This window comes from Lentzea sp. NPDC020367 (assembly GCF_044387305.1).
In the GTDB taxonomy this organism is placed as follows: domain Bacteria; phylum Actinomycetota; class Actinomycetes; order Mycobacteriales; family Pseudonocardiaceae; genus Lentzea.
Genome location: NZ_JBIRVV010000003.1, coordinates 397,474 through 423,173 on the forward strand (window position 1 = coordinate 397,474; position 25,700 = coordinate 423,173).

At 68.8% G+C, this 25,700-nt stretch carries 28 protein-coding genes and 2 riboswitches; of the genes, 14 read left to right on the forward strand and 14 right to left on the reverse strand.

Annotated features, from left to right (window positions below; translation table 11 throughout):
• Window positions 1-291: 291 nt before the first annotated feature.
• Window positions 292-2,445 (forward strand): AAA family ATPase, encoded by a 2,154-nt coding sequence (locus ACH413_RS14205; protein WP_360046452.1) that lies wholly within the window; start codon window positions 292-294, stop codon window positions 2,443-2,445.
• 435 nt (window positions 2,446-2,880) lie between these two features.
• Here the strand turns inward: ACH413_RS14205 and ACH413_RS14210 are convergent, their stop codons facing one another.
• Both ACH413_RS14210 and ACH413_RS14215 read right to left on the reverse strand, forming a co-directional pair.
• A complete protein-coding gene (locus tag ACH413_RS14210) occupies window positions 2,881-3,183 on the reverse strand; it encodes a LytR C-terminal domain-containing protein (RefSeq protein ID WP_360048577.1) in 303 nt (100 codons plus the stop codon).
• A gap of 296 nt (window positions 3,184-3,479) precedes the next feature.
• A complete protein-coding gene (locus tag ACH413_RS14215; RefSeq protein WP_089910320.1) occupies window positions 3,480-3,758 on the reverse strand; it encodes a DUF3263 domain-containing protein in 279 nt (92 codons plus the stop codon).
• Between the two features lie 108 nt (window positions 3,759-3,866).
• Between ACH413_RS14215 and ACH413_RS14220 the strand changes: the two genes are divergently transcribed.
• Window positions 3,867-4,448, forward strand: a complete 582-nt coding sequence (locus ACH413_RS14220) for a peptide deformylase (RefSeq protein WP_360048579.1) — start codon at window positions 3,867-3,869, stop codon at window positions 4,446-4,448.
• Here the strand turns inward: ACH413_RS14220 and ACH413_RS14225 are convergent.
• Window positions 4,445-5,383 (reverse strand): aldo/keto reductase, encoded by a 939-nt coding sequence (locus tag ACH413_RS14225; RefSeq protein ID WP_360048580.1) that lies wholly within the window; start codon window positions 5,381-5,383, stop codon window positions 4,445-4,447. The genes ACH413_RS14220 and ACH413_RS14225 overlap by 4 nt on opposite strands.
• 72 nt (window positions 5,384-5,455) lie before the next feature.
• On the opposite strand from ACH413_RS14225, the gene ACH413_RS14230 reads away from it, so the two are divergent.
• From ACH413_RS14230 to ACH413_RS14245, 4 genes are all read left to right on the forward strand, one after another.
• A complete protein-coding gene (locus ACH413_RS14230; protein WP_360048582.1) occupies window positions 5,456-6,058 on the forward strand; it encodes a LysE family translocator in 603 nt (200 codons plus the stop codon).
• 709 nt (window positions 6,059-6,767) lie between these two features.
• A riboswitch (TPP riboswitch) is annotated at window positions 6,768-6,892 on the forward strand.
• Entirely contained in the window at window positions 6,882-8,537 is a 1,656-nt protein-coding gene (gene thiC / locus ACH413_RS14235; protein WP_360048584.1) for a phosphomethylpyrimidine synthase ThiC, read from the forward strand. It overlaps the preceding riboswitch by 11 nt.
• Window positions 8,534-9,349 (forward strand): bifunctional hydroxymethylpyrimidine kinase/phosphomethylpyrimidine kinase, encoded by an 816-nt coding sequence (gene thiD / locus ACH413_RS14240; RefSeq protein WP_360048586.1) that lies wholly within the window; start codon window positions 8,534-8,536, stop codon window positions 9,347-9,349. Before thiC ends, thiD begins: the two co-directional genes overlap by 4 nt.
• Window positions 9,350-9,389: 40 nt before the next feature.
• Window positions 9,390-9,830 carry an SRPBCC domain-containing protein gene (locus tag ACH413_RS14245; protein WP_360048687.1) on the forward strand — a complete coding sequence of 147 codons (441 nt, stop codon included), beginning with the start codon at window positions 9,390-9,392 and terminating at the stop codon, window positions 9,828-9,830.
• Here the strand turns inward: ACH413_RS14245 and ACH413_RS14250 are convergent.
• The 6 genes from ACH413_RS14250 to ACH413_RS14275 all read right to left on the reverse strand — a co-directional run bounded on the left by ACH413_RS14250 (window position 9,777) and on the right by ACH413_RS14275 (window position 13,159).
• The gene (locus tag ACH413_RS14250; protein WP_360048588.1) at window positions 9,777-10,166 is read right to left on the reverse strand and encodes a VOC family protein; all 390 of its coding nucleotides are present in this window, start codon (window positions 10,164-10,166) and stop codon (window positions 9,777-9,779) included. The genes ACH413_RS14245 and ACH413_RS14250 overlap by 54 nt on opposite strands.
• Window positions 10,167-10,169: 3 nt before the next feature.
• Window positions 10,170-10,721: a hypothetical protein gene (locus ACH413_RS14255; protein WP_360048590.1), complete on the reverse strand. Its 552-nt coding sequence runs from the start codon at window positions 10,719-10,721 to the stop codon at window positions 10,170-10,172.
• 6 nt (window positions 10,722-10,727) lie between these two features.
• Entirely contained in the window at window positions 10,728-11,171 is a 444-nt protein-coding gene (locus ACH413_RS14260) for a MarR family transcriptional regulator (RefSeq protein WP_313887795.1), read from the reverse strand.
• A gap of 77 nt (window positions 11,172-11,248) precedes the next feature.
• Window positions 11,249-12,004, reverse strand: a complete 756-nt coding sequence (locus ACH413_RS14265; RefSeq protein WP_360048591.1) for a thiazole synthase — start codon at window positions 12,002-12,004, stop codon at window positions 11,249-11,251.
• A gap of 1 nt (window position 12,005) precedes the next feature.
• Window positions 12,006-12,206 (reverse strand): sulfur carrier protein ThiS, encoded by a 201-nt coding sequence (thiS, locus tag ACH413_RS14270; RefSeq protein WP_030480600.1) that lies wholly within the window; start codon window positions 12,204-12,206, stop codon window positions 12,006-12,008.
• Window positions 12,203-13,159: an FAD-dependent oxidoreductase gene (locus ACH413_RS14275; RefSeq protein WP_396424980.1), complete on the reverse strand. Its 957-nt coding sequence runs from the start codon at window positions 13,157-13,159 to the stop codon at window positions 12,203-12,205. The genes thiS and ACH413_RS14275 overlap by 4 nt, the downstream gene beginning before the upstream one ends.
• Window positions 13,154-13,265, reverse strand: a riboswitch (TPP riboswitch). (Overlaps the previous gene by 6 nt.)
• A 26-nt stretch (window positions 13,266-13,291) precedes the next feature.
• Here ACH413_RS14275 and thiE point away from each other — a divergent pair.
• Window positions 13,292-13,930: a thiamine phosphate synthase gene (gene thiE, locus ACH413_RS14280; RefSeq protein ID WP_360048593.1), complete on the forward strand. Its 639-nt coding sequence runs from the start codon at window positions 13,292-13,294 to the stop codon at window positions 13,928-13,930.
• Between the two features lie 31 nt (window positions 13,931-13,961).
• Window positions 13,962-14,723, forward strand: a complete 762-nt coding sequence (locus ACH413_RS14285) for a class III extradiol ring-cleavage dioxygenase (RefSeq protein WP_360048595.1) — start codon at window positions 13,962-13,964, stop codon at window positions 14,721-14,723.
• On the opposite strand, the gene ACH413_RS14290 is transcribed toward ACH413_RS14285, so the two are convergent.
• Window positions 14,716-15,273: a helix-turn-helix domain-containing protein gene (locus ACH413_RS14290; RefSeq protein ID WP_360048597.1), complete on the reverse strand. Its 558-nt coding sequence runs from the start codon at window positions 15,271-15,273 to the stop codon at window positions 14,716-14,718. The two genes, ACH413_RS14285 and ACH413_RS14290, sit on opposite strands and share 8 nt — an antisense overlap.
• Before the next feature lie 49 nt (window positions 15,274-15,322).
• On the opposite strand from ACH413_RS14290, the gene ACH413_RS14295 reads away from it, so the two are divergent.
• Window positions 15,323-16,222: an NADP-dependent oxidoreductase gene (locus tag ACH413_RS14295; RefSeq protein ID WP_360048599.1), complete on the forward strand. Its 900-nt coding sequence runs from the start codon at window positions 15,323-15,325 to the stop codon at window positions 16,220-16,222.
• Between the two features lie 52 nt (window positions 16,223-16,274).
• Here the strand turns inward: ACH413_RS14295 and ACH413_RS14300 are convergent, their stop codons facing one another.
• Both ACH413_RS14300 and ACH413_RS14305 read right to left on the reverse strand, forming a co-directional pair.
• Window positions 16,275-17,111 (reverse strand): S1 family peptidase, encoded by an 837-nt coding sequence (locus ACH413_RS14300; RefSeq protein ID WP_360048601.1) that lies wholly within the window; start codon window positions 17,109-17,111, stop codon window positions 16,275-16,277.
• A gap of 693 nt (window positions 17,112-17,804) precedes the next feature.
• Entirely contained in the window at window positions 17,805-18,293 is a 489-nt protein-coding gene (locus ACH413_RS14305; RefSeq protein WP_360048602.1) for a hypothetical protein, read from the reverse strand.
• A gap of 64 nt (window positions 18,294-18,357) precedes the next feature.
• On the opposite strand from ACH413_RS14305, the gene ACH413_RS14310 reads away from it, so the two are divergent.
• Window positions 18,358-19,287 carry a threonine/serine dehydratase gene (locus ACH413_RS14310; RefSeq protein ID WP_360048603.1) on the forward strand — a complete coding sequence of 310 codons (930 nt, stop codon included), beginning with the start codon at window positions 18,358-18,360 and terminating at the stop codon, window positions 19,285-19,287.
• A complete protein-coding gene (locus ACH413_RS14315) occupies window positions 19,284-20,189 on the forward strand; it encodes a threonine/serine dehydratase (RefSeq protein ID WP_360048604.1) in 906 nt (301 codons plus the stop codon). The genes ACH413_RS14310 and ACH413_RS14315 overlap by 4 nt, the downstream gene beginning before the upstream one ends.
• Here the strand turns inward: ACH413_RS14315 and ACH413_RS14320 are convergent.
• Both ACH413_RS14320 and ACH413_RS14325 read right to left on the reverse strand, forming a co-directional pair.
• The gene (locus tag ACH413_RS14320) at window positions 20,163-21,623 is read right to left on the reverse strand and encodes an MFS transporter (RefSeq protein WP_360048606.1); all 1,461 of its coding nucleotides are present in this window, start codon (window positions 21,621-21,623) and stop codon (window positions 20,163-20,165) included. The two genes, ACH413_RS14315 and ACH413_RS14320, sit on opposite strands and share 27 nt — an antisense overlap.
• Window positions 21,620-22,375, reverse strand: a complete 756-nt coding sequence (locus ACH413_RS14325) for a GntR family transcriptional regulator (protein ID WP_030480591.1) — start codon at window positions 22,373-22,375, stop codon at window positions 21,620-21,622. Before ACH413_RS14325 ends, ACH413_RS14320 begins: the two co-directional genes overlap by 4 nt.
• A 223-nt stretch (window positions 22,376-22,598) precedes the next feature.
• On the opposite strand from ACH413_RS14325, the gene ACH413_RS14330 reads away from it, so the two are divergent.
• The 3 genes from ACH413_RS14330 to ACH413_RS14340 are packed head-to-tail and all read left to right on the forward strand — an operon-like array spanning window position 22,599 to window position 25,700.
• Window positions 22,599-23,873, forward strand: a complete 1,275-nt coding sequence (locus ACH413_RS14330; protein WP_360048607.1) for an extracellular solute-binding protein — start codon at window positions 22,599-22,601, stop codon at window positions 23,871-23,873.
• 10 nt (window positions 23,874-23,883) lie between these two features.
• A complete protein-coding gene (locus tag ACH413_RS14335) occupies window positions 23,884-24,882 on the forward strand; it encodes a sugar ABC transporter permease (protein WP_360048609.1) in 999 nt (332 codons plus the stop codon).
• The gene (locus tag ACH413_RS14340; RefSeq protein ID WP_360048611.1) at window positions 24,882-25,700 is read left to right on the forward strand and encodes a carbohydrate ABC transporter permease; all 819 of its coding nucleotides are present in this window, start codon (window positions 24,882-24,884) and stop codon (window positions 25,698-25,700) included. The genes ACH413_RS14335 and ACH413_RS14340 overlap by 1 nt, the downstream gene beginning before the upstream one ends.

The window sequence follows — 25,700 nt, forward strand, 5'->3', positions numbered from 1 at the left end:
AGTACGAGAGTGAACGCGCGCACGCCAAAATGGCGCGCCTGTCTATGGCGCATCGAGATGTAGCCCCCCAGGCCGTTTGTGTCGTGCCGCCGCACGACGACCGGGCCCCCAGGCCCGGACGAACACCACCGTGCCTTTACATCCGCCTTACCCGGAAGACTCCATTCGGACTAATCGCGTCTCATCCGGGTGTGTGTGACCGATGTGTGATCGGTGCGGTTCAAGATCGCGCTACGCGCGCTGTTCCTCAGCCGCCCGGCAGGTTCACGGCGAGGAACTAGAGTCGTGGTCGTGATCACGCTGACGGCTCGCCTGTCCCCGTCCGCTCTGGACACCCGGCGCGGGGTGGTCCGCCTTCACCCCGAGGTGCTCGACGCTCTGGGCCTGCGCGCCTGGGACGCCGTGAAGCTGACCGGCGCCCGCGTGAGCGCCGCGCTGGCCGCCGCCGGCGAGCAGCCGCCGGGCGTGGTCCTGGTCGACGACGTGACGCTGACGAACCTCGGCGTGGTCGAGGGCTCCGAGATCGTCGTGGCTCCGGTCGAGGTGACCGCCGCGCGTTCGATCACCGTCGCGGGTTCCCGCCTGGCCACCACGGCGCTGACGCCGGAGCACGTGCGCATGGCGTTGACGGGCAAGGTCCTGACCGTGGGCGACAACGTGTCGCTGCTGCCCCAGGACCTCGCGCCGCCGCCCGGCGCCAACGTCTCCGAGACGCGCCGCAAGCTGTCCAACGCCATCGGCATGACGTGGACCAACGAACTGATCACCATCACCTCGACCGACCCTGCGGGCCCGGTGGCCGTGCAGCCGTCGAGCGTCGTCGGCTGGCGTTCGGCCTCTGCTCCCGCCGCCGAGGTGACGCCGGTGGTGGTGCAGGAGAAGCACGAGGCGCTGCCCCTCGCGGACCTGGTGGGCCAGCGCGAACAGGCGCGCCGCCTGACCGAGTGGCTGGAGCTGATGTTCCGCCAGCCCGAACTGCTCACGAAGCTGGGCGCCTCCGCACGCCTGGCCGCCATGATCAGCGGCCCGGAAGGCGTGGGCAAGGCGACGCTGGTCCGCGCCGTGGCCCGTTCGATCGAGGCGACGGTGGTGGAACTGGCCGCGCCCAGCATCGCCGTCCTGGAGCCGGGCGCGATGGCCAAACAACTGGGTGACGCGATCTCGGGCGTCCCCGAGCAGCCCACGGTCCTGCTCCTCACCGACATCGACGCACTGCTGCCCACCGCGCCCCCACCGGTGGCGACCGTCGTCCTGGACATCCTGCGCACGGCCATCTCCCGCCCGAACCTCGCGCTGGTGGTCACCTCGGCCCGCGCGGAGTCAGTGGACGCCCGCCTGCGCGCCCCGGATCTCGTGGACCGCGAACTCGCACTCCCCCTCCCCGACACAGCGGGCAGGACGGAACTCCTGCGGGTACTGCTGCGCGACGTCCCGGTGCAGTCCGATGTGGACTTCGGCGAGGTGGCCGCCCGCACACCAGGTTTCGTGGCGGCGGACCTCTGCGCCCTGCGCCGCGAAGCAGCGGTCCGAGCAGCCCTGCGCCAACGCGAGGTGGCAGAACCCCGTGTGGGACAAGAAGATCTGCTGGGCGCCTTGAACACGGTCCGCCCGATCTCCATGTCCGCCTCCGACACCGTGCAGACCGGCGGCCTGACGCTGGAAGACGTGGGCGACATGAAGGAGGTCAAGCAGGCCCTCACAGAAGCGGCCCTCTGGCCACTCCGCTACCCCGACTCGTTCGCCCGCCTGGGCGTGGACCCGCCACGAGGCCTCCTCCTCTACGGCCCGCCGGGATGCGGCAAGACGTTCCTGGTCCGAGCACTGGCAGGCACGGGCCAGCTGAACGTCCTGACCGTCAAGGGCGCCGAACTGATGGACAAGTTCGTAGGAGAGTCAGAACGAGCGGTCCGCGAACTCTTCCGCAGAGCAGCGGACGCGGCCCCGGCCCTGATCTTCCTGGACGAGGTGGACGCCCTGGCCCCACGCCGAGGCCAGTCCTCGGACTCAGGCGTGGCCGACCGGGTGGTGGCCGCCCTCCTGACCGAACTGGACGGCGTAGAACCCCTGCGCGACGTGGTGGTGATCGCCGCGACCAACCGCCCAGAGCTGATCGACCCGGCCCTCCTCCGCCCAGGCAGGCTGGAACGAATCATCTACGTGCCACCACCAGACGCCGAGGCCCGCACGGAAATCCTCAAGGCCTCGTCGCGAAACACGCCGCTGTCCACCGACGTGAACCTGGCCGAACTGGCCGAAGAGCTGGACATGTACTCGGCGGCAGACTGCGCGGCCCTGATCCGCGAAGCGGCTCTGACAGCAATGCGGGAGTCCCTGGACGCGGCCGAGGTGACACAAACCCACCTGGCCAAGGCGAGGAAGGTAGTGCGCCCGTCCCTGGACCCGGCACAACTGGCACAGCTGGCGGCCTACGCGGCAGCACGCTGACGCAGGGGTCCCCTTGGTTTCAGGACCCCCCGCGACCCAACGTACAAGGCAGCACCGACAAGATCGAAAGCAAAAGACCGGCAGAGCCAATTCGCAGCGATGCCGAAGGCGAGCCGTCTTTACCGTGCGGGAAGGGTGGGGTGGCTTCGTCACGAGTCGTGCCATAGCTCTTGCTGCACATGAGTAGGGGTGTCAACTCGACACGCTTTTCGTCGAGTTGACACCCCTACTCATGTGTGGCCCGCTCTTGGCTCGACTCGTGACGAAGCCACCCCACCGACGCCACCAAACTAAGCAACGCCACTCCGCCCAACGCAACAGGCGTGCCATCAACCCGCGCATGGCGTAGACCCCGGCTTTTGATCAGATTGGCGGGGTCTGGGGCGGAGCCCCAGGAATCAACGCGAGGCAACGCCCGCAAGGCGACCAACGCGTCTACTTGTTCTTAGCAGGCCCCTGAAAATCATTCGTAACAATCAAAATGATCCCGGCCGCAGCAGACTGAATCCCATCAAACCGAGGCTCAACCCGAGCCCTCAAAACCGCAGCCAGTTCCTTGGCCGAGGCCTCTTCATCAGTCCCAGGCCGAAAATAAACGGTAGTGGTGGGAATAGTCCCGGACGAGTAGTTCCCAGTCTCGGCAACAGTCCACCCATTACCCCGAACCTCATCGGAGGCCTTGGAAGCAAGCCCGGTGATGGTCGAGTTGTTGTAAACCCGAACCGGCACCTTGGCCACTCCAGGCTGGGTGACCGGCGGAGGCGGCACAACAGAGGTAACAGGCGTAGAAGCCGGAGGCGCGGAGGTAGTCGCAGCCGGCGACGAAGTCGAGGCCGGAGCAGAGGCCGGAGGCTCAGAACTGGCGGATGCGGGCGGAGCCGTGGACGACCCCTCGGCAACGGGAGGTGTCTCGGACCCCCCACCGCTGAACAAGCTGACAACGCCGATCACCAACGCGACGGCGGCGACACCGAGCAGGGCGAAGCCGGCTGCCTTGGCCGGACGGGACGGGCTTGCGGACTCGGGGGAGGTCATCAGTCCTCGGTGCTCCTGGCGCGTGCGCGAACCCTTTGGCGGCCTGTCCGCACGCCGCGCAACCGCTTGACCAGCATCGGATCGGCAGCCAGTGCGGCTTCGGATTCAACGAGCGCGTTGAGCAACTGGTAGTAGCGGGTAGCTGACATGTCGAACAGTTCCCTGATGGCCTGTTCCTTGGATCCCGAGTACTTCCACCACTGACGCTCGAACGCGAGCATCGTGCGTTCGCGGCTGGTCAGCCCGTCAGCGGAGGTGAGCGTCTCGGCGTGATCCATCTGGCTCCCCACGGTCGCCACACCATCTCAGGTGCGGGCAATTCAATCACGTGATCGTTCCAACCTACCGCGCGACACCGACAGTTTTGGACGGCTTAAAGTTCAGCCATGGCCGTCCATCGCATCTGCATCGCAGGCGACCCCGTGCTCCACAACCCGACGCGCGAGGTCACCGAGTTCGACACCGAGCTGAAGACCCTCGTCGACGACATGTTCGAGACGATGGCAGCTGCTCGTGGTGTCGGGCTCGCGGCCAACCAGATCGGCGTCGACCTGCGGGTATTCGTCTACGACTGCCCGGATGACGAGGGTGTGCAGCACCGCGGCGTGGTCGTGAACCCCACTCTGGAGACCTCCGAGATCCCGGAGACCATGCCGGATCCGGACGACGACTTCGAGGGCTGCCTCAGCGTCCCCGGCGAGGCGTACCCGACCGGACGCGCCCAATGGGCGAAGGTGACCGGCCAGGGCCTCGACGGGGAGCCGTTCGAGGTCGAGGGCACCGGCTTCTTCGCGCGCTGTCTGCAGCACGAGACCGACCACCTCAACGGCTACCTCTACACCGACCGCCTCATCGGCCGGTACAAGAAGGAGGCCAAGCGGATGCTGCGCGACAACGAGTGGAACCAGCCGGGTCTCTCCTGGGACCCGAACGACCCGGCGAACTTCGACGAGGACGACGAGGACTAGGGCCGGAGCACCGACTCCACCTGGGCCAGCTCCTCAGTCGTCAGCGCACCGAACTCCAGCGCACGAGCGTTCTCCTCGGCCTGAGCCACCGTCCGGATCCCCGGGATCGGGGTCAGGCGGGGAGAACGCGCCCAGAACCAGGCCAGCGCCCCCTGCACCAGGGTCCGGCCGCCGGACGTCAGCACGTCCCGAACAGCCTCACGGGCCTCGAAGTACGCCGGTGACGGCCGCCCGTCGACGAAGAACCGCAGCCAGGACGGGTTCGTGACGCGCACGTCGTCCGCAGGCAGCGAACCGAACGTCTCCCGCGCCAGCAGTCCCATCGCGAGCGGGCGCCGGCACAGGACCGCGAAGTCGCCCGCGTACATCCCGGGGTTGTCGAACAGCAGGTTGACGTCGGCCTGGGCGGCGATCCCGTGCTCCCCCTCGCAGAAGAACCGCGCCCGCTCGACGTCGTCCGTGCTCCACCCGTAGGACCGGATCTTGCCCGCGGCGACCAGCGCCTCGCACTCGTCCCGCAGCAACGCGGCCTCGTCGAGCCCGAGGTCGCCGACGTGCAGCTGATACAGGTCGATCCGATCGGTGCCCAGCCGCCGCAACGACCCCTCGACGGCGCGGCGCAGGTACTCGACCGATCCCTCGTCGCCGGTCATCCGGCGAGACGCGGCGTCGAACCCGCAGCCCCACTTCGTGGCGATCAGCACCTGGTCACGCACGTCCGCAAGCGCTTGCCCCACCACGGTCTCCGCGTGCCCGCAGCCGTAGACGTCCGCGGTGTCGAACAGCGTCACGCCCAGCTCCACCGCCCGCCGCAGCGCCTTGACCGACTCGCCGTCGTCAGCCGGTCCCCAGCCGACCGGCGATCCGTCCGGGCCCGAGAACGGTCCGCCCATGGCCCACGTGCCGAAACCCAACTTCCCCAGTTCCAAGGTCATGGCTCCACCGAACATCCTGGAGCGCGCTCCAGGTCAAGAAACAAGTTGCGACGACCAGCGACCATCAATGGCATGCCGATCGAAAACATCGTCGCCTTCGTCGCGGCCTCGTTCCTCATCGCCCTGTCGCCCGGACCTGGCACGGCCATGGTCCTGCGACAGTCGGTGCACGGGCGAAAAGCCGCGCTGGCGACGGTGTTCGGCATGGAGGTCGGCGTGGCGTGCTGGGCGATCGCAGCCGCACTGGGCCTGTCGGTCCTGCTCACGGCGTCCGAGATCGCCTATCACGCGCTGCGAATCGCCGGTGCGGTCTTCCTGATCTATCTCGGCATCAAGGCCCTGATCAGCAAGAGCCTGCCCAACGCCGAACCCCCGCCGGCCAGCCACGCGTTCCGCAGCGGCCTGGTCGTGAACCTGGCCAACCCGAAGCTCGGCGTGTTCGCGATCTCGTTCCTACCGCAGTTCGTGCCTGCCGGGGAGGCCGGCAAGGGGGTTCTGCTCTTCCTCGCCATCGGGTGGGTCCTGATCGACACCGTCTGGTACCTGATCATCGTGTCGATCCTGCACACGATCCGCGGCTGGCTGAGCCGGCCGCGCGTCCGTCCCGCGCTCGAGAAGCTGTCGGGCGGCGTGCTGCTGGCGCTCGGAGTCCGGCTGGTACTCGACCCGCGTTGAGATCGGGCTGCCCCGGCGCCAGAACAGCTCGGGCAGCCCGGCCAGCTCGGCGAAGGTGTGGCAGGCGGCCATCGACGCGTAGCCGCCGGCCAGCACGTGCGCGCGGATCCGGTCCAGACGGCCGAACTCGATCACCTCACCGGCGATCAGGAACGGCAGCACCAGCTGCCAGGCCTGCACGACGGCCGGACGGCGCCGGTGAGGTGCGCGCAGGGCCGCGCGGGCGACCCGGAGCAGGTGCTCGTTCGCGCTCATCGTGTACGGATGGGCCGAGTGGTCCCAGCTCCACCGGCGCTCTTCGGTCACCGCGCACCGCACGCACTCGACCGGTCCGGTGCCCAGTTCGGCACCGCAGCGGGAGCACGCCAGCAATGTCATCGCCCAGTCCACGCACGTCCACGGGTACTGGCCGACGTCCGCGGAGGTCACCAGTTCGGCCAGTTCCCGGTCCGCCAGCTGGGACGACGTGCGCAGCGCCTCCCAGTCCGCGAGCCAGAACTGGTCGAGCAGTTCCGCGCAGAAGCCGCAGTCGGGGTAGCCGCGACCTGCGAGTTCTCCGCAGGAAGGGCATGCCGAGACCACGGCGGGACGCTGGCCGCGTCGCGCGCCGGGCGGGAACGGCTGGTGATCAGCCACGGGGAAGAGATTAGGGGCAAACGACGCCCTTGGCAGCTACGGCGCGCGCTGACTATGGTCGGTTCTCGACAACTCAACACAACGCGGGAGCTCGCGCCTGAGCGGGCTGAGAGGGTGACTGGCCGTAGTGCCGGTGTCACCGACCGCCTGAACCTGACCGGGTAATGCCGGCGTAGGGAGGAATGTCGTGACGGCACTTGACGACCGTTCGGTCAAGCCCAGTGTGACCACCGGCCCGATCTCGGGCTCGCGCAAGGTGTATCGGGAAGTCTCCTCTGACATCCGGGTGCCCTACCGCAGGGTCGAGCTGACCAACGGCGAACATGTCGATCTTTACGACACTTCCGGTCCGTATACCGACGACAACGCGACCATCGACGTCCACAGTGGACTCCCCGACCTGAGGTCGGGGTGGATCGCCGCACGGGAACCGATCAACGGAGCTGTCAGCCAGCTCGCGTACGCGAAGGCCGGGATCATCACCCCGGAGATGCGCTACATCGCGGTGCGCGAGAACCTCGACGCGGAGTTCGTGCGCGAGGAGGTGGCCATCGGGCGTGCGGTGATTCCGTTGAACCGCAAGCACCCCGAGGCCGAGCCGATGATCATCGGCAAGAAGTTCCTCGTCAAGATCAACGCCAACATCGGCAACTCCGCGGTGTCGTCGTCGATCGAGGACGAGGTCGACAAGATGGTGTGGGCGTCCCGCTGGGGTGCCGACACGATCATGGACCTGTCCACCGGCAAGCGGATCCACGAGACGCGCGAGTGGATCCTGCGCAACTCGCCCGTGCCGATCGGCACCGTGCCGATCTACCAGGCGCTGGAGAAGGTCAACGGCGATCCGGCCGCGCTGTCGTGGGAGGTCTACCGCGACACCGTGATCGAGCAGGCCGAGCAGGGCGTCGACTACATGACCGTGCACGCGGGCGTGCTGCTGCGGTACGTGCCGCTGACGGCCAAGCGCGTCACGGGCATCGTCTCGCGCGGCGGGGCGATCATGGCCGGGTGGTGCCTCGCGCACCACAAGGAGAGCTTCCTCTACACGCACTTCGAGGAGCTCTGCGACATCCTGCGCACCTACGACATCACGTTCTCGCTGGGTGACGGGCTGCGGCCGGGTTCCATCGCGGACGCCAACGACGAGGCGCAGTTCGCCGAGCTCAGGACGCTGGGCGAGCTCACGCACATCGCACGGGCGAAGGACGTCCAGGTCATGATCGAGGGCCCCGGCCACGTGCCGATGCACAAGATCGCCGAGAACGTCCGGCTCGAAGAGGAGTGGTGCGGCGAGGCGCCGTTCTACACCCTCGGGCCGCTGGCCACCGACATCGCGCCGGCGTACGACCACATCACGTCGGCGATCGGCGCGGCGCAGATCGGCTGGCTGGGCACCGCGATGCTCTGCTACGTCACGCCGAAGGAGCACCTCGGCCTGCCGAACCGCGACGACGTGAAGACCGGCGTGATCACCTACAAGATCGCGGCGCACAGCGCGGACCTCGCCAAGGGCCACCCCGGCGTCCAGGACTGGGACGACGCGCTGTCCAAGGCGCGCTTCGAGTTCCGCTGGGAGGACCAGTTCAACCTGTCGCTCGACCCGGACACCGCGCGCTCGTTCCACGACGAGACGCTCCCCGCGGAACCGGCGAAGACGGCGCACTTCTGCTCGATGTGCGGGCCGAAGTTCTGCTCCATGAAGATCACGCAGGACGTGCGGCGCTACGCCGAGGAACGCGGACTGTCCACAGTGGAGGCGATCGAGGCGGGCATGGCGGAGAAGTCCGGCGAGTTCGCCGACACGGGCAACAAGGTCTACCTCCCGGTCGTGGAGACTTCGTGACCTCGACACCACCCAGGGTCCTCACCATCGCCGGAAGCGATTCCGGCGGTGGTGCGGGTATCCAGGCCGACCTCCGCACGCTCTTCGCGTGCGGAGTGCACGGCTGCGTCGCACTGACGGCCGTGACGGTCCAGAACTCCCTGGGCGTCACGGGAGTCTCGGAGATCCCGGCGGACGTCGTCGCGGCGCAGATCATCTCGGTGGCCGAGGACATCGGCGTGCAGGCCGCGAAGACCGGCATGCTCGCGTCGGCGCGGATCATCGAGGCCATCACCCCGGCCCTCGACCGCGTCGGCATCGGCAGGGGCAGGACCCCGTTCGTCGTCGACCCGGTCTCGGCGTCCATGCACGGCGACCAGCTGCTGGCCGACAACGCCCTGGACGCGTTGCGCGGCCTGCTGTTCCCGCGCGCGACGCTGGCGACGCCGAACCTGGACGAGGTGCGGCTGATCACCGGCATCGCGGTGAAGGACCGCGCGGACCAGCGCGTGGCGGCGGAGGCGTTGCACGCCTTGGGGCCGGAGTGGGTGCTCGTGAAGGGCGGCCACATGTGGGACGACCCGGAGTGCCTCGACCTGCTCTACGACGGACGTGAGTTCATCGAACTGCCTGGGCCTCGCTACGACACCGAGCACACGCACGGCAGCGGCGACACTCTGGCGTCGTCGATCAGCTCGGCGCTGTCGAAGGGTGCCTCGGTGCCGGAGGCCGTGCGGTTCGGCAAGGAGTTCATCGTGAAGTCGGTGGCCGCGGCCTACCCGCTGGGTGGCGGCGTCGGTCCGGTGTCGCCGCTGTGGCGGTTGCCGGGCTGAAAATCGCTGGACCGTCCCACCATGCTTGACAACCGTGCAGATGAACGAGGTCAGGACAGAACTGGTCGTCCCCGCGCCGATCGACGACGTGTGGCGCGTGCTGGTGGACTTCGGCGGCTACGCCCGCTGGAACCCCGTCATGGAGTACACGCGGGTGGACGGCGTGCGGACGAAGGTGAAGGCGGCCAAGGGCACGCCGTTCGAACGCGACTTCGACGGCGAGATCACCTCGCTGGAGCCGTACGTGCTGGCCTCCCAGGGCGGCGACCCGGAGACGTTCTTCGGGCGCCACCGCTGGGAGCTCAGCGAGACGGCGGACGGCACGCGGCTGGTGAACGTGGAGACCTTCACCGGCACGATGGCCGAAGGCGTGCTGGCGCAGACCCGCGAGGTGCTGGTCGCGGAGTTCGACGCCTTCAACCAGGCGCTACGAGGACTCTTCGTCCAGGCACAGGCAGAAGGGGTGCCCGGCGGGGTCTAGCAGCACCCGGACGTTCGGCCGCGGCTGGACGTCCGCCACGGTCGCACCCAGCGCCACCGCCTCGGCGACGGCCGACTCCAGGTCACCGACCTGGAAGTCGAAGTGCATCATCGGGCGCTGCCGGCCGTCGACCGGCGGCCAGACCGGCGCCCGATAGCCGTCCGCCTGCTGGAAGACGAAGAACGGTCCGTTCGGAGAGGCTGCGACGATCGCGGTGCCCGGCTCCTCGTGGCCGATGTGCCAGCCGAGGAGTTCCGCGTAGAACCTCGCCAGCGCACCGGGGTCGGGCGCCTCGATCGACGTGCCCCACCACATGCCGGCGGTCCGGGACTTCATGCGCTACTCCTCACGTGCACGTGCGCGCCGGTGAACCTCGAAGGCCGCGAACACCCAGTCCTCGCGGCCTTCGCTCTCACCGGCAGGCTCCCCGTCATCGGTGAGGAGCAGCGTGTCGGCGACCGCGGCCAGCTCGGCCCAGCACTCCGCGCCCTGCTCCCGCACGACCGCCACCAGTTCGGCGAACGCCTTGCCGAGCAGACCTTCGGTCACGAGCTCGTGGAAGCGGTGCAGCGCAACGGCGGGCAGGCCGGACGCCAGGTCTCTCAACCCGATCTCGGCGCGCCGCCGGCGCTCGTCGCACTCGGCCACGTCCTCGGCGGGCGCGGTGACTTCGGCCTCTCCCAGCACGGCGATGACGAACATGCTGCGGAAGAACCAGTCCTGGGCCGCTTCGTCACCCGCTTTGCGGTCGCTCCACACCGGGCTCTCGTGCACGAGCCGCTGGACCTCGCCGAATTCCAGGCCCGTCGCTTCCGTCATGATCCGCATGGACTCGCGCTTCCCCGCCCCGAGGTGACGAAGCCGGGCAAGTACCTCGTCGTACTCGGGCATGAGGAGCTACTTGGACTCTTCGCCGACGAGTGTCTCCAACGCGTCCAGGGCGTGCACCAGAGCCGAGACGTGCTCCGGCGTGAGCTGCTCGATCCGCCGCTGCAGTTCACGCACCCGCGCGGACCGCACGCCGGACACCATCGTCTCGCCCTCGGGCGTGGGGGTGGCGAGCCAGGCGCGGCCGTCCTGCGGGTCGGGTTCGCGCTTCACGTAACCGGCTTCCACCAGCGCGGCGACGATGCGGGACAGCGTCGGGGGTGCCACGCCCTCCTTGTTCGCCAGGTCACCGAGGCGCATGGGGCCGCAGCGGGCGAGGGTGGCGAGCGCGGAGACCGCGCCGGGGCCGAGTCCGGGGGAACCGGTGCGTCGCAGCAACCGGGCCAGCCGGCCGATCGCCAGGTACAGGCGCGCGGTCGCGTCCTCGACCTCGGCGTCAATGGGGGCCGTCACGGCTTGTCGTCCTCCTCGGCGGGATTTCAGGTAGTTCTCAATCATCCCCCAACACGTGTGCACCCACGGTAGCGACCTCAGAGTCCCGGCGAAGACGCTTGGGCCCAAAAGCGTTGTGGAATTCGTCCGGCCAGGCGTGCCAGCCGTCCGCCCTCGACCGCACAACGCATGGCGGCGCCCATCCGTTCCGGGTCCTGCGCGCGTGTGACAGCGGTCGCCAGAAGCACCGCTGAGCAGCCGAGTTCCATCGCGAGGGCCGCGTCGGACGCGGTGCCGATGCCCGCGTCGAGCACTACTGGAACAGATGCCCTGGAAGTGATCATCTCGATGTTGTGCGGGTTGCGGATGCCGAGACCCGTACCGATGGGAGAGCCCAACGGCATGACCGTCGCGCAGCCGATGTCCTGGAGCTTCAGGGCGAGCACCGGGTCGTCGTTGGTGTACGGCAGGACCACGAAGCCGTCGTTCACCAGCCGTTCGGCCGCGTCGAGCAGCTCGACCGGGTCCGGCAGCAGGGTCTCCTCGTCGTGGACGACCTCCAGCTTGACCCAGTTCGTCTCCAGCGCCTCGCGTGCCAGCTGCGCGGTCAGCACGGCCTCGGCGGACGTGCGGCAGCCCGCGGTGTTCGGCAGGACCTCGATCCCCAGGCGCCGCAACAACTCCAGCACGCCGGTCTGGCCCGCGGCGTCGACGCGGCGCATCGCCACGGTGGTCAGCTCGGTACCGGACGCGACCAGCGCCCGTTCCAGCACCGAGAGGTTCGCGGCACCGCCGGTGCCGGTGATGAGCCTGGACCGGAACTCCCGGCCCGCGATGATCAGCGGATCGTCCACGTCAGCCTCCCTGGACCGCGGTCAGCACCTCGACCACGCCGCCGTCCGGCACGATCGTCCTGTCCCACAACGCCCTCGGCACCACGGCGCCGTCGAGCGCCACGGCCACGCCCTTCTCGGGTGCGCCCACCAGCGTCACGACCGCGGCCACCGACGTGCCCTCGGCCAAGTCGCGGGAGGTCCCGTTCACCTGTGCCTTCACGAACTTCCTCCCTGGAGCAGGTCGACGACGACCTGAGCGGTGTGCGGGGCCAGCAGCAGGCCGTTGCGGTGGTGGCCGGTCGCCGCGATCACGCCCGGCTCCAGCCAGCGGACGATCGGGACGTTGTCGGGGCTGCCCGCGCGGAACCCGACGGCAGCCTCGGTCAGCGCGTACTCGGCGATGCCCGGTAGCACGGTTTCCGCGTCCCGCAACAGGTCCCGCACGCCCGCGACGGTCACGTCGGTGTCGAAGCCCGCCTCGTACTGGGTCGCGCCGACGACCAGACCGTCGTCGCGCGGCACCAGGTACACCGGACGACCGGACACCAGCGCGCGGATCGTGTGGCGAGGCGGCGGCAACGCGCCGGGCCGATGGGCAAGTCTCAAAATCTCGCCCTTGACCGGCCGGATCACGTCCTTCAACGCGGGATGCAGTGCACCGCTCCACGCCCCGGCGGCGATCACCGTGACCCGTCCCTCCACTGAGGACACGACTCCGGCGTCCAGACAAGCCTTCCACAGTGCGGAAAGCAGCACGCGGTTGTCGACGGCGAGATCGCCGGACGCGTACACGCCACCGCGCACCGCCGGGCCGAGAGAAGGTTCCAGAGCACGGATCTCCCGCGACGTCAGCAACTCCCCCGCGTGCCGGAGATCAGCGAGGTCACCGGGTTGCGTACCGACCGCCAAAGTCCCCGCGGTGAACAACTCGACACCCAAGGACGCAGCGAACGACGGCCACAGCGCGAGGGCCTCAACACCCTGCGCCACCACGGCTTCCTCGCCCGGCCAGGCCTCCGTCAACGGCGCCAGCATCCCGCCCGCCACCCGCGAACCCGCATGCGGCGACCCGTCGTCGAACACGGAGACCGAGAACCCGGCCCGTGCCGCGGCGAGAGCCACGGACAGCCCGATGACGCCGCCCCCTCGGACGGCCACTTCCACACTGCTCAAGGCATTCACGCTCCCTGCGCCGGCATGACCCGGATCAGGTTCGACGGTCGGAGCGAACCACGCTCCCTCTCAGCCCGGTGTTCTCCAGGCTCCCGTGCGGACCGACTTCAACATAACGGTTAACGTGCGTACGTGCCAGGACTCGACGGAAACCTGATCAGGCAACGACTCGCCGACGCGACGCTCTACCTCTGCACGCCGAACCGGCCTGATCTGGCCGAGTTCGCGGACGCGGCACTCGCGGGCGGCGTCGACATCATCCAGTTGCGGGACAAGTCACTGGAGGCGAAGCAGGAGATCGAGGCGATCGAGATCCTCGCCGAGGCCACCGAACGCCACGGCAGGCTCCTCGCCGTGAACGACCGCGCGGACATCGCCCACGCCGTACGAGCAGATGTCCTGCACCTCGGCCAGGACGACCTGCCCGTCCCGCTCGCCCGCCGGATCATCGGCGACGAGGTGGTGATCGGCCGCTCCACCCACGACGTCGGCCAGATGACCGCAGCGACGACGGAACCCGGCGTGGACTACTTCTGCACCGGCCCCTGCTGGCCGACGCCGACCAAACCGGGCCGTCCGGCTCCGGGCCTCGACCTGGTCCGCGCCACGAAGTCCGAACGCGCGTGGTTCGCCATCGGCGGCATCGACCTCACCAACCTCCACGAGGTGCTCCAAGCGGGAGCCACCCGAGTGGTCGTCGTCCGGGCCATCACCGACGCCGAAGACCCCCGCAAGGCCGCCGAGTCGTTCAAAACTGAACTTAGTAGTTGAAATTTGAACAAACAGGCGTACTCTCGATGACGTGAGCGCACCTGTGCTGTACCTGAGCCACGGGGCTCCCCCGCTGGCTGACGACGAGACGTGGACCAGAGAGCTCAAGGACTGGTCCGCCACCCTCCCGCGCCCGGAGGCCGTGCTCATGGTCTCCGCGCACTGGGAGGAGGCGCCGACGACCATCGGCGCGACCACGACCGTGCCCCTGGTCTACGACTTCTGGGGCTTCCCGCAGCGGTACTACGACGTCAAGTACGAGGCGCCGGGCGCACCGGAGCTCGCCGCCGACGTCCGCAAGCTCCTCGGCGGCCACGTCGAGCAGGACGAGACGCGCGGGCTCGACCACGGCGCCTACGTGCCGCTCAAGGAGATGTTCCCGGACGCCGACGTGCCGGTGCTGCAGATGTCGATGCCCACGCTCGACCCGCGTGAGCTGCACGAGATCGGCCAAAAGCTGGCGCCACTGCGGGACAAGAACGTCCTGATCGTCGGCAGCGGGTTCATGACCCACAACCTGAGCTGCGTGAACTTCCCCGCCGGACCGGACTACGAGCCGCCGTCGTGGTCGAAGGAGTTCGACGACTGGGCGCACCAGCAGCTCGCGAACGGCGACGTCGACGCGTTGCTCGACTTCCAGCAGAAGGCGCCGGCGGCGGGGATCGCACATCCGAGGACTGAGCACTTCGCACCGCTCTTCGTGGCGCTCGGCGCCGCGAGCGACGAGAAGGCCCGCACCAGCGTCGACGGCTTCTGGTACGGACTGTCGAAGCGGTCCGTGCAGTTCAGCTAGCGGCCCCTTCGAGGAACAGCGTGGCCAGCCGCCGCGCGATCGCGGGCGTCCCCGAGCGGACGCCCCCGCTCGCCATCAGGAGCAGCACCACGTCGTCGACCGAGAAGTCGGCGCGCAGCCGCCCGGTCGCCTTCGCCCGCCTGATGAGTTCGGCGAGCGAGCGGAACGACGTCTCGCGCACCGAGGCGAAGTCGATCGCCCTGGGGTAGGCGCTCGTGAACGCCGCCGAAAATCCGCGGTCGAGCACGTGCAGCAGGCACACCTGCTCGATGGTCCGGCAGAACCCCTGCCAGGGATCCTGGTTCGCGAGGCCCTCGTCGACCGCGGCCGTGCAGGCCGCCAGCCGCTCCGAGAACGCCTCCACCAGGAGCGCCTCCTTGGTGGGGAAGCGGCGGTAGAGGGTCGCCGGACCGACCCCGGCCCGGCGGGCGATCTCGCGCATCGGCACGTCCAGGCCCTCCGAGGCGAAGGCCTCCCGCGCCACGACCAGGATCCGGTCGCGGTTGTCCTGGGCGTCCGCCCGCAGGTTCTGAGTCAGTTCCACCGTCACCGTCTCAGTTTCGGCTAAGTGGACGCCCTGTTCCACTAATTTCGCCGGCATGCGAGCACTTCAGTTCACCCAGTACGGACCCGCCGACCTCCTGCACGTGGCCGAGGTCGCCGAACCGCACGCGGGTCCCGGTCAGGTCCGCATCGCCGTGCGCGCCTCCGGAGTCACTCCCGGGGACACCTACCTGCGCTCCGGGATGTTCGGCGAGCGGTTGCCGTTGCCGCACGTGCCCGGCGTGGACGCGGCCGGTGTCGTCGACGAGGTCGGCGAGGGGGTGACCGGCGTGAACCTGGGCGACGAGGTGTTCGGCGTGGTCGACCTGGCCCTGCTCGGCGGAGCCAACGCCGAGTTCGCGGTGCTGGCCGCGTGGGCACCGAAGCCGGCGGCCCTGAGCTGGGAGCAGGCGGGCGGCGCGGCGGCCAACGTGGAGACCGCCACCAGGGCGCTGGACCTGCTCGGGGTGCGCGACGGCACGACGTTGCTGATCGCGGGCGCGGCGGGCGGCGTCGGCACGGTGGCGATCCAGCTGGCGGTCGCGCGGGGCGTGAAGGTCATCGGCACCGCGGGGCCGCAGACGCAGGACTTCGTCGCCTCGCTGGGCGCGACGCCGGTCGTCTACGGCGAAGGCCTGGCGGACCGGGCGGGCGCGGTCGACGCCGTCCTGCACTGCGCGGGCACGGTGCCCGACCTCATCTCGATCGCGGGCTCACCGGATCGCGTGGTGACGATCGCCGACCTGTCCGGCAACCACGGGATCCGGCTGACGCACACAGCGGGCGGCCCCGGTGCCGATCCCCAGGCGCTGCACGGTCTCGCCGTCGCGGCGGAACTCGCCGAGCAGGGCGCGTTCACCGTTCCGATCGCCGAGGTCTTCCCGCTGGACCGCGCAGCCGACGCGCACAGGCTGAGCGAGACCGGGCACGCCCACGGCAAGATCGTGCTCGTCTGAGAACGCGAAAGCGCCGTGACACCTGGGTGCCACGGCGCCTTTCAGCTGTTGCCTAGCCCCGAGTGAGGGTCAGGCCGTAGCGCGACAGGATCGGGTTCACCGGCTGGAAGTACGTGGTTCCACCGGACGAGCAGTTGCCCGAACCACCGGAGGTCACGCCCTGGGCCTGACCGAAGCCGGAACCCGCCACCCACGAACCACCCGAGTCGCCACCCTCGGCACAGGCGTTGGTGCGGGTGAGACCCCGGACCTGGCCCTGCGGGTAGTTCACGGTCTGGTTGAACGCCTGCACGGTGCCGCAGCGCCATCCGGTCGTGGAACCGGAACGGCAGATCTGCGAGCCGACAGCCGCCTGCGTGGAACCCTTCACGACGACGTTGGAGCCGCTGCGGTTCACCCACGGACGCGGGGTCCAGTTCGCGTTGGTGCGCACCCAGGCGTAGTCGTTGCCGGGGAACACCGAGCCTGCGAACGTGCCCTGTGCGACGCGGTTGGAGCCGGACACGGCAGTGCCCGTGGTGCCGCAGTGGCCGGCGGTGACGTAGCCACCGGTCACGGAGAAGCCGAGTGAGCAGCGGCCGCCGCCCATGTAGATGGCCTCACCACCGCGCAGGTCGTACAGCGGGGTCGGGCTCTCGGTCACCTCGGCGACCTGAACCGCACCGCTGACGGACTTCGCGGTCGCGATCCACTTGTCCGCGGCCGCGTCGCGCACGTTCTTGTTGACCTCGACGACGACGGTGTTCGACTTCTCGTCGACCCGCCAGCTCGTGATCGCCGCGGGGGCGCTCATGAGGTCGAGAACCGACTTGGTCCCGTTGAGCTGGGCGAGCGAGTTCTTGACGACCTGGGTGTCCGCGCCGGTCACGGAGAGTCCCGACTTGGTCACCCCGACCGTCAGTCTGCCGCTCGCCTGGTCGATCCAGGCTCCGCCGAACGCGTCGCCCAGAGACGACTTCGACTGCTCCGCGATTTCGCTCGACCTCTGGTCAGAGGCCAATCGGACGCGGGCCTGGTCAGCGTTCAGGCCCAAATCACGCTGGACCGCTTGGAGCAACTCTGCCGAGTAGCTCTCCGTATCGGAACCGGTTGGGGCGACCGGTGCGGCAGGGGCGCCAAACGCCGGTACGCTGAGAGCAGTCACGACTCCGGTGGCGAGAACAACGGCACCGGTTACACGGGCCGCACTCGTGCGGTTCATCAGACGTCTCCCTCACTTTCGGGTGCAGGGGAACCCGAGAGATCGGTTGCAGGGACCTCTCTCGGGGGCTCTAGGGGGACGGGTGGTGGGGCGGCGGCAGGGGTCGCCCCACCCCTCCCATCCCAACTTGCCTCTCAAACCCGGTGCAGGCGCCAAGTCCTCCACCGAAGGCGCCGGGCTCAAGCGGACGTGCCACGAGCCTCATTGCGCCTCCTCCCGGTCTCTTTCGGACCGAATTCCTTCGCCCGTTCGAGTGAAGTTGCGGGCCTCTTGGCTATGACGCCCTGCCCCGAACGTGAACGAAGTGTGTCACAGCTCACGACAGATCAACTGCGGCGCGTAGCCTTTGACAGTTAACTGTCGCTCAAAGTAGTGACGTGATCACCGAATGGGGTCGGTGGTCGACGGAGGCGTCGAGCTGTCGGTCGGCTGTCGGGAATCTGTCGACGTCGTCGTCGGCGCGGTGGTCGTGGTGCTCTCGGACGACGACTGACCGGACGTGCTCGGAGGCGGCGTCACGGTGATCGTTTCGGTCTTCGTCGTCTCGGTGTGGGTCTCGGTGTGGGTGCTTGTGGACGGTTTGCCCGGATCGGCGGTGACCGGCTTGCCGGTGACCAACTGGACGCTCGTCGCGGTGAGCACGGTCACAGCGAAAACCAGCAGGCCGCCGACCGCGATCACCTGCCAGCGCTTCTCGCGTTCCATCGACCGCTGGTAGAACACAGCGCCCAGAGTGGTGACGAGGCTCGCCAGAATCGCACCGACGATGGTGCCGACGAGGTTGAGGCGAAGGCTCAGCACGGCCGCTGTGGCGGCGGCGAGCACACTCGCGATGAGCTTGACGGGGGTGATCTTCTCCTTCTCAGACATGACACACGTAGGACGTTGGGCACAGTTCACCGGTTGTGCCCCGGTGACGTGCATCATCGACGTCATGCGCCTGGTGACTCTCGAAGACGTCCACGCGGCCGCCGCCGCGATCGCCCCGCATGTCGTCCACACCCCGTTGCTGCCCTTCGACTCCGGCCTGTGGATCAAGCCCGAGTCGCTGCAGCCGATCGGTGCCTTCAAGCAACGCGGCGCGGTGAACGCGTTGTCCCGCATACCTTCCGAGGACCGGGCGCGCGGTGTCGTGGCGTACTCGAGCGGTAACCACGCGCAGGCGGTCGCCTACGCCGCCAAGATCCTGGGCATGCCGGCCGCGATCGTCGTGCCGAACAACACCCCGCAGATCAAGATCGACGCGACGCTCGCGCACGGCGCGGAGGTGTTCGTCGTCGGCATCACCGAACGCGAGTCGCGCGCCTACGAGCTCGTGGAGGAGCGGAAGGCGACGCTGATCCCGCCGTTCGACCACCCCGACGTGATCGCCGGCCAGGGCACGATCGGCCTGGAGATCTGCGCCGATCTTCCCGACGTGGCGACGGTCCTGGTTCCGGTGAGCGGCGGCGGACTGATCTCCGGCGTCGCGGCGGCGGTGAAGTCGTTGCGCCCCAACGTCCGCGTCATCGGTGTCGAGCCCGAACTGGCCGGCGACACCGCCGCGTCGTTCGCCGCCGGCGAGCTGGTCCGCTGGGACGCGCACGACCGCGCCCGCACCGTCGCGGACGGTCTGCGCGCCGAGGCCTCCGAACTGACGTGGGCGCACATCCGCGAGTACGTCGACGACGTCGTGACGGTCTCCGAGGACGAGATCCGGGACGCGGTGAAGCAGATCGCCCGTCGCACGCGGGTCGTGTCCGAGACGAGCGGTGCCGTGGCCGTCGCCGCGTACCTGAACCGCGATCTGCCCGCCGGTCCGGCCGTCGCGATCGTCTCCGGCGGCAACATCGAGCCCACCCTGCTCGCGTCGATCCTCGGATGATCGCGCTCCCAGAAATCCGTTCGGCGGCGGCGGTGATCGCCCCGCACGTGGTGCGCACGCCGTTGTTGCCGTTCGGTCCTGGATGGATCAAGCCGGAGAACCTGCAGCCGATCGGCGCGTTCAAACTCCGCGGCGCGCTGAACGCGTTGGCACGCCTGGAGAACCGCGCCAACGGCGTGGTGGCGTACTCCAGCGGCAACCACGCGCAGGCCGTGGCGTTCGCGGCCCGGCTGCACGGCGTCCCGGCGGCGATCGTGATGCCGGACAACACCCCGGCGGTGAAGATCGAGGCCACGAAGGCGTTGGGGGCCGAGGTCTTCATCGTCGGCATCACCGAACGCGTCGAGCGCGCGGAGGCCCTGGTCGCCGAACGCGGCGCGGCGCTGATCCCGCCGTTCGACCACCCCGACGTGATCGCCGGTCAGGGCACGATCGGCCTGGAGATCCTGGACGACCTGCCGGGCGTCGAGGCCGTCGTGGTGCCCATGTCCGGCGGCGGGCTGATCTCCGGCGTCGCGACGGCGATCAAGTCGCTGCGCCCGGACGTCCGGGTGATCGGCGCGGAACCCGAACTGGCCGCCGACATCGCGGAATCGCTCAAAACGGGCGAACTGGTGCGCTGGGACCCGCTGAAACGGGCTCAGACGGCCGCTGACGCGTTGAGGGACGAGCCCTCGGAACTCACCTGGGCCCACATCAGCAAGTACGTGGACGACGTGATCACGGTGTCGGAGGACGAGATCCTGACAGCGGTGACCGACCTGGCCCGCCGGGCGCGACTGATCGCGGAGCCGAGCGGTGCCGTCGCGGTGGCGGCCCAGGCCAAGCTCGGGGGTGGCGTCGCCATCGTGTCCGGCGGCAACGTCGACCCCGCGCTACTGGTGCGCCTTCTCGCCACCTGACCGGATGTGCGTCGGCGGGCCCTCCACGCCGCAGTGCAGGCACTCGCCGGGATGCGGGGCTTCGTGCTGCTCAGGAGCAGCGTCCAGCACCCGGTTGTCCACGCCGATCGCCAGCAGACCGCCGATGATCGCCGCGCCCGCGCACAGCACCAACGCCATCTGGAACCCGGAGGTCATGACCACGGGGTTCGTGTAGTCCTCGCCCATCAGACCGACCGCGGCGGGCAGCACGGCCATCGCGAGCAGGCTGCCGGTGCGGGCCACGGCGTTGTTCACGCCGGACGCGACACCCGCGTGGTGATCGGGCGCCGAGGCCAGCACGGTCGCCGTCACCGGGGCGACCACGGTCGCCAGGCCGACGCCGAACAGCACCACACCAGGCAGCACTCCGGTGAGGTACGAGGCGCCGGGAACGGCGTTGCGCAGCAGCAACATGCCGAGGCCGACCAGGATCGGGCCGGCGATCAACTGCACGCGCGGGCCGTAGCGCTGGGCGAGCTTCCCCGACGTCGAGGACGCCAGCAGCATGATGATCGTGAGCGGCACGCTGGCCAGTCCGGACGCAGTCGGCGAATATCCGAGCGAGATCTGCAGTTGCAGCACGAGCAGCACCATCACGCCGCCGAGCGCCGCGTAGACCAGGAACGTCACGACGTTCGAGACCAGGAACGTCCGGTCGCGGAACAGCTCCGGCGGCACCAACGGGTCCGCGGACCGCTTCTGGACGAGCCCGAACGCGATCATCGCGGCCAGCCCGGCGGCCGCCAGCACGTACGACTGCTCGACGAGCCCGCCCGTCAGCAATGCCAGCCCGACCGCGCCGACCAGCGCGGACAGGTAGTTCGGGTGCCCGGCCGACTCGTCGCGCGACTCCGGCACGAACCGCAGCGCGAGGAACACGCAGAGCGCGGCCACCGGCAGGTTCACCAGGAACGCGAGCCGCCACGACCAGGCCTGGACCAGCAGTCCGCCGACGAGCGGCCCGACGGCGGTCGCCACACCGGACAGCCCTGACCAGGCGCCGATCGCGCGGGAGCGGTCCTCCCGGTTGAACGACGACTGCAGGATCGCCAGCGCACCCGGCGTCAGCAACGCCGCGCCCACGCCCTGCAGCACCCGTGCCGCGACCAGCACCGGAACGCTCCACGCGGCACCGCACAGCAGCGACGCCACGCCGAACCAGATCACGCCGATCACGTAGACCCGGCGCCGTCCGAACCTGTCGCCGAGGGACCCGGCGATCAGGATCAGCGAGGCCAGCGCGAGCAGGTACCCGTTCAGGATCCACTGCAGGTCGGTGACCGACGCGCTGAACTCCGCCCCGATCCGGGGCAACGCCACGTTGACGATCGTCCCGTCGAGCATGGCCATGCCCGAGCCGAGGATCGTCGTCGTCAACACCCAGCGGGCTCGTGGCGTGCCCCAGGCGATCAAGACGGCCTGTTCAGCGTGGCGACGAACTTGTAGCGGTCACCGCGGTAGACCGATCGGACCCACTCGATCGGATTGCCCTCGGTGTCGAACGAGTGCCGTGACAGCAGCAGCATCGGCAGGCCGATGTCGGCGCCGAGCAGCTCTGCCTCTTCGGGCGAGGCGAGCGCGGTCTCGATCGTCTCCTCCGCGTGTCCCATCTCGACACCGAACCGCTCGGACAGCACCTGGTACAGCGACGCTCCCGGCGCCAGGTACCGGCGCAGCCCGCGGAAGCGGCCCAGCGCGAGGTGCGTCGTCTCGATCGCCATCGGCTCGTTGTCGGCGAGCCGCAGGCGGTGCAGACGCAGGACCTTCGCTCCCGGACGCACGCCCAGATACCGGGCGAGCTCCGCCTCTGCCGGCATCTCCGAAGCCTCGATCAGCTTCGACGACGGCACGCGGCCCTGGGCCCGCATGTCCTCTGTGTACGAAGACAGCTGCAACCTCTGGGCGACTTTGGGTTCCGCCGCAAAGGTGCCCTTGCCCTGCACACGGAGCAGGCGTCCTTCCACCGTCAGCTCGGCAAGAGCCTGGCGAACGGTCGTCCTGGAAACGTCGAACTCCGCGGCCAGCGACCGTTCCGTGGGGATCGGCGAACCGGGCGGCAACGCCCTCAACAGGTCGAGCAGGTGCCGCTTGAGACCCCAGTACTTGGGTTCGCGTTGCGCCCGCGTCCTGGCGTCCACGCCTGATGCAGGCGTCGTCTCCAGCATGGCCTCCTCCTCGCACTCCATGTCAAGCATCACAAGGATGCCTTGTCCGTGTCGATTCGTGCGTCCGAACCCCCGACATCCGCCCCGAAATTCGTCCGATGACTTCGCAACGTCTTGGCAACGCGCTTGACAGACGCGGTGACGCAGCACACGCTGTTCCGCATTGGTCTACACCACTTGGACGTTCCGGCCGAGTGCCGGGCTTGGTGAAAGGGCGCGAACTGTGAAGGGCTGGAGAGGACTCGCTGTCGGTGCCGCCGCACTGGCAGTGGCCGTGTCAGGCTGTGGCACGAGCACGAACAGCGGTAGCACCACGGAGACCAAAGAGATCACCGTGTGGCTCATGGACGGCTCCGCGCCGACGACCCTGACCGACGCCTTGAACAAGGAGTTCGAGCAGGCGAACGGGATCAAGGTCAAGTACGAGGTCCAGAAGTGGACCGGCATCCAGGAGAAGCTGACCACGGCGCTGGCCAGCAGCACCCCGCCGGACGTCATCGAGCTCGGCAACACCCAGACGGCGAGCTTCGCCGACCAGGGCACGCTGGCCGACGTGACGGCGGACGCCGGTCAGTTCAACGGTGGCGAGTGGCTGGGCGGTCTGAAGGACTCCCTGACGCTCAACGGCAAGCAGTACGGCGTTCCGTTCTACGCCGCGAACCGCACCGTGATCTACCGCACCGACCTGCTGCAGGCCGCCGGCGTGGCGAAGCCGCCGACGTCGCGTGCCGAGTGGATCGACGCGATCAACAAGCTCAAGGCCGCGAACGCGTCCAACCCGGACTTCCAGGCGCTGTACCTGCCCGGTCAGTCCTGGTACTTCCTCCTGTCGCTGATCTGGGACGAGGGCGGCGACATCGCCAAGCTCGACAACGGCAAGTGGACGGGCACCCTCGACACGCCGCAGGCGAAGGCGGGCTTCGAGGCCTACAAGGCCCTCTACGACGCGTCGGCCACCAAGAAGGTCCCGGCTGACATCGACGAGGCGAAGCCCCAGCAGATGGAGGTCTTCGGCACGGGCAACGTGGGCATGATGGTCGGCCTCCCGTGGGAGCTCGGCGGCGCCGTGAAGGCGAAGCCGGACCTGGCGGACAAGACCTCGGCGTTCCCGATCCCGTCCAAGAAGGCCGGTGCGGCTGCCCCGGTGTTCCTCGGCGGCTCGAACCTCGCGATCCCGGCGTCCAGCAAGAACGCCGCGGCCGCGAAGAAGTACCTGTCGCTGCTGTCCTCCAAGAACTACCAGGACCAGCTCGCCGCGGGCGGCGCTGTCCCCGGTACCTCGAAGGACACCTCGAAGCTCGCCAGCAACGCGATCGGCAAGGCCATGGCGGACTCGTCCCCCAACGGCAAGGTCACCCCGGTGACGCCGAAGTGGGCGGCCGTCGAGGCGGGCCAGAACCCGCTGAAGGACGCGCTGACCGCGTACCTCACCGGTGCCAAGTCGCTGGACCAGGCAACGAAGGACGCGAGCGACGCCATCACCAAGGCCATGGCCTAGCCAAGCTGAGATGACGGCCGTCAAAACGACCGAAACGGCAGCGCCGGCAGGGGACATCCCTCCGGCGCTGCCGCCTGCCGCGACGGGTGGGGCGCACAAGCGCCGCCGCCGGGGCAGTGCCTTCGACCGGGCGCTGCCCTACCTGCTGCTCGCTCCCGCTCTCATCGCGATCCTCTGGCTGATCGGCTGGCCGGTCGTCTCCGTCTTCGTGACGAGCTTCCGCCAGCTGAACCTCGGCGAGCTGGTCCGCGGTGAGATCGTGTGGACGGGCATCGACAACTACGTGACGGTCCTCCAGGACGAACGGTTCTGGACCGTCTCGCTGCGGACCGTCGTGTTCACCGTCGCCGTCGTCGGCGCCTCGGTGGGCATGGGCCTCGGGATCGCGCTGCTGATGCGCGTGCTGACGCCGTGGGTGCGGATCGCCCTGCAGATCGCGATGCTCTGCGCCTGGGCCATGCCGATCCTGGCGTCCACCACGGTCTACCAGTGGATGTTCGACCAGAACTACGGCATTTTGAACAAAACGCTGGTGCAGCTGGGTTTCGACTCGTTCGCCGGCTACTCCTGGTTCTCCTCAGGAACGTCGACGCTGTCCGTCGTCGGCCTGCTGATCATCTGGCAGGCGATCCCCTTCCTCGCCTTCTCGCTCTACGCAGGGCTCGTCGGCATTCCTCGTGACCTCTACGAGGCGGCGGGCATCGACGGCGCCACGGGCTGGCAGACGTTCCGCGCGGTGACGTGGCCGGAGATCCGGTCGCTGCTGATGATGGTGACGTTCCTGTCGACGTTGTGGGACTTCAAGGTCTTCGCCCAGATCTGGGTGTTCCGCGAGGGCGGTCCCAGCGGTGAGAGCACGACGCTGCCGGTGTTGCAGTACCTGGAGGGCATCGCGAAGAGCCACTTCGGCGTCGCGGCCGCGATCTCCGTGCTGATGATGGTCATCCTCGGCCTGATCACGTTCCAGTACCTGCGCAAGCTGCTGCAGACCGAGGAGGGCAAGATCTGATGCTCAAGAAGTCTGCGGCGAACGTCACGGGTCTCGTGCTCGCGTTGTTCTTCATCTTCCCGACGTACTGGATGGTCACGTCGGCGATGAAGCCGAAGGGCACGACGATCACGTCGGACTACGACCTGGTCCCGTTCTCGGTGACGTTCTCCAACTTCGTCACGGCGTGGACCAAGCCGGGTTTCCTTTCCTCGCTCGGCAACAGCCTCCTGGTGACGCTGACGGCGGTCGTCGCCGCGATCGTCATCGGCATCACCGCCGCGGTCGCCATGTCGCGCTTCGCGTTCCGCGGCCGCAAGAGCTTCGTGCTGCTGATGCTGGTCGCGCAGATGGCGCCGTTCGAGGCGTTGCTGATCCCGATGTTCCTGATGATGCGGGACCTCGGGCTCTACGAGCACCTCTCGTCGCTGGTCCTCGTGTACTTCGCGGTGACGCTGCCGTTCTGCGCGTGGACGTTGCGCGGGTTCGTCAACGGCATCCCCGCGGAGCTCGAAGAGGCCGCGATGGTCGACGGCTGCGGTCGTTGGGGCGCGTTCCAGAAGGTGACTCTGCCTTTGCTGGGACCGGGTCTCGTCGCGACGTCGGTGTTCGCGTTCATCACCGCGTGGAACGAGTTCCTGTTCGCCAAGGTGCTGATCCGCAGCCAGGACAGCGAGACGCTGCCGGTGTGGCTGTCCGGTTTCCAGACCGCGTTCGGCACCGACTGGGGTGGCGCGATGGCCGCGTCCGTCCTGTTCACCGTGCCCGCGCTGGTGTTCTTCCTGATCGTGCAACGCAAGATGGTCGCCGGCGTCACCGCCGGTGCAGTGAAGGGATGA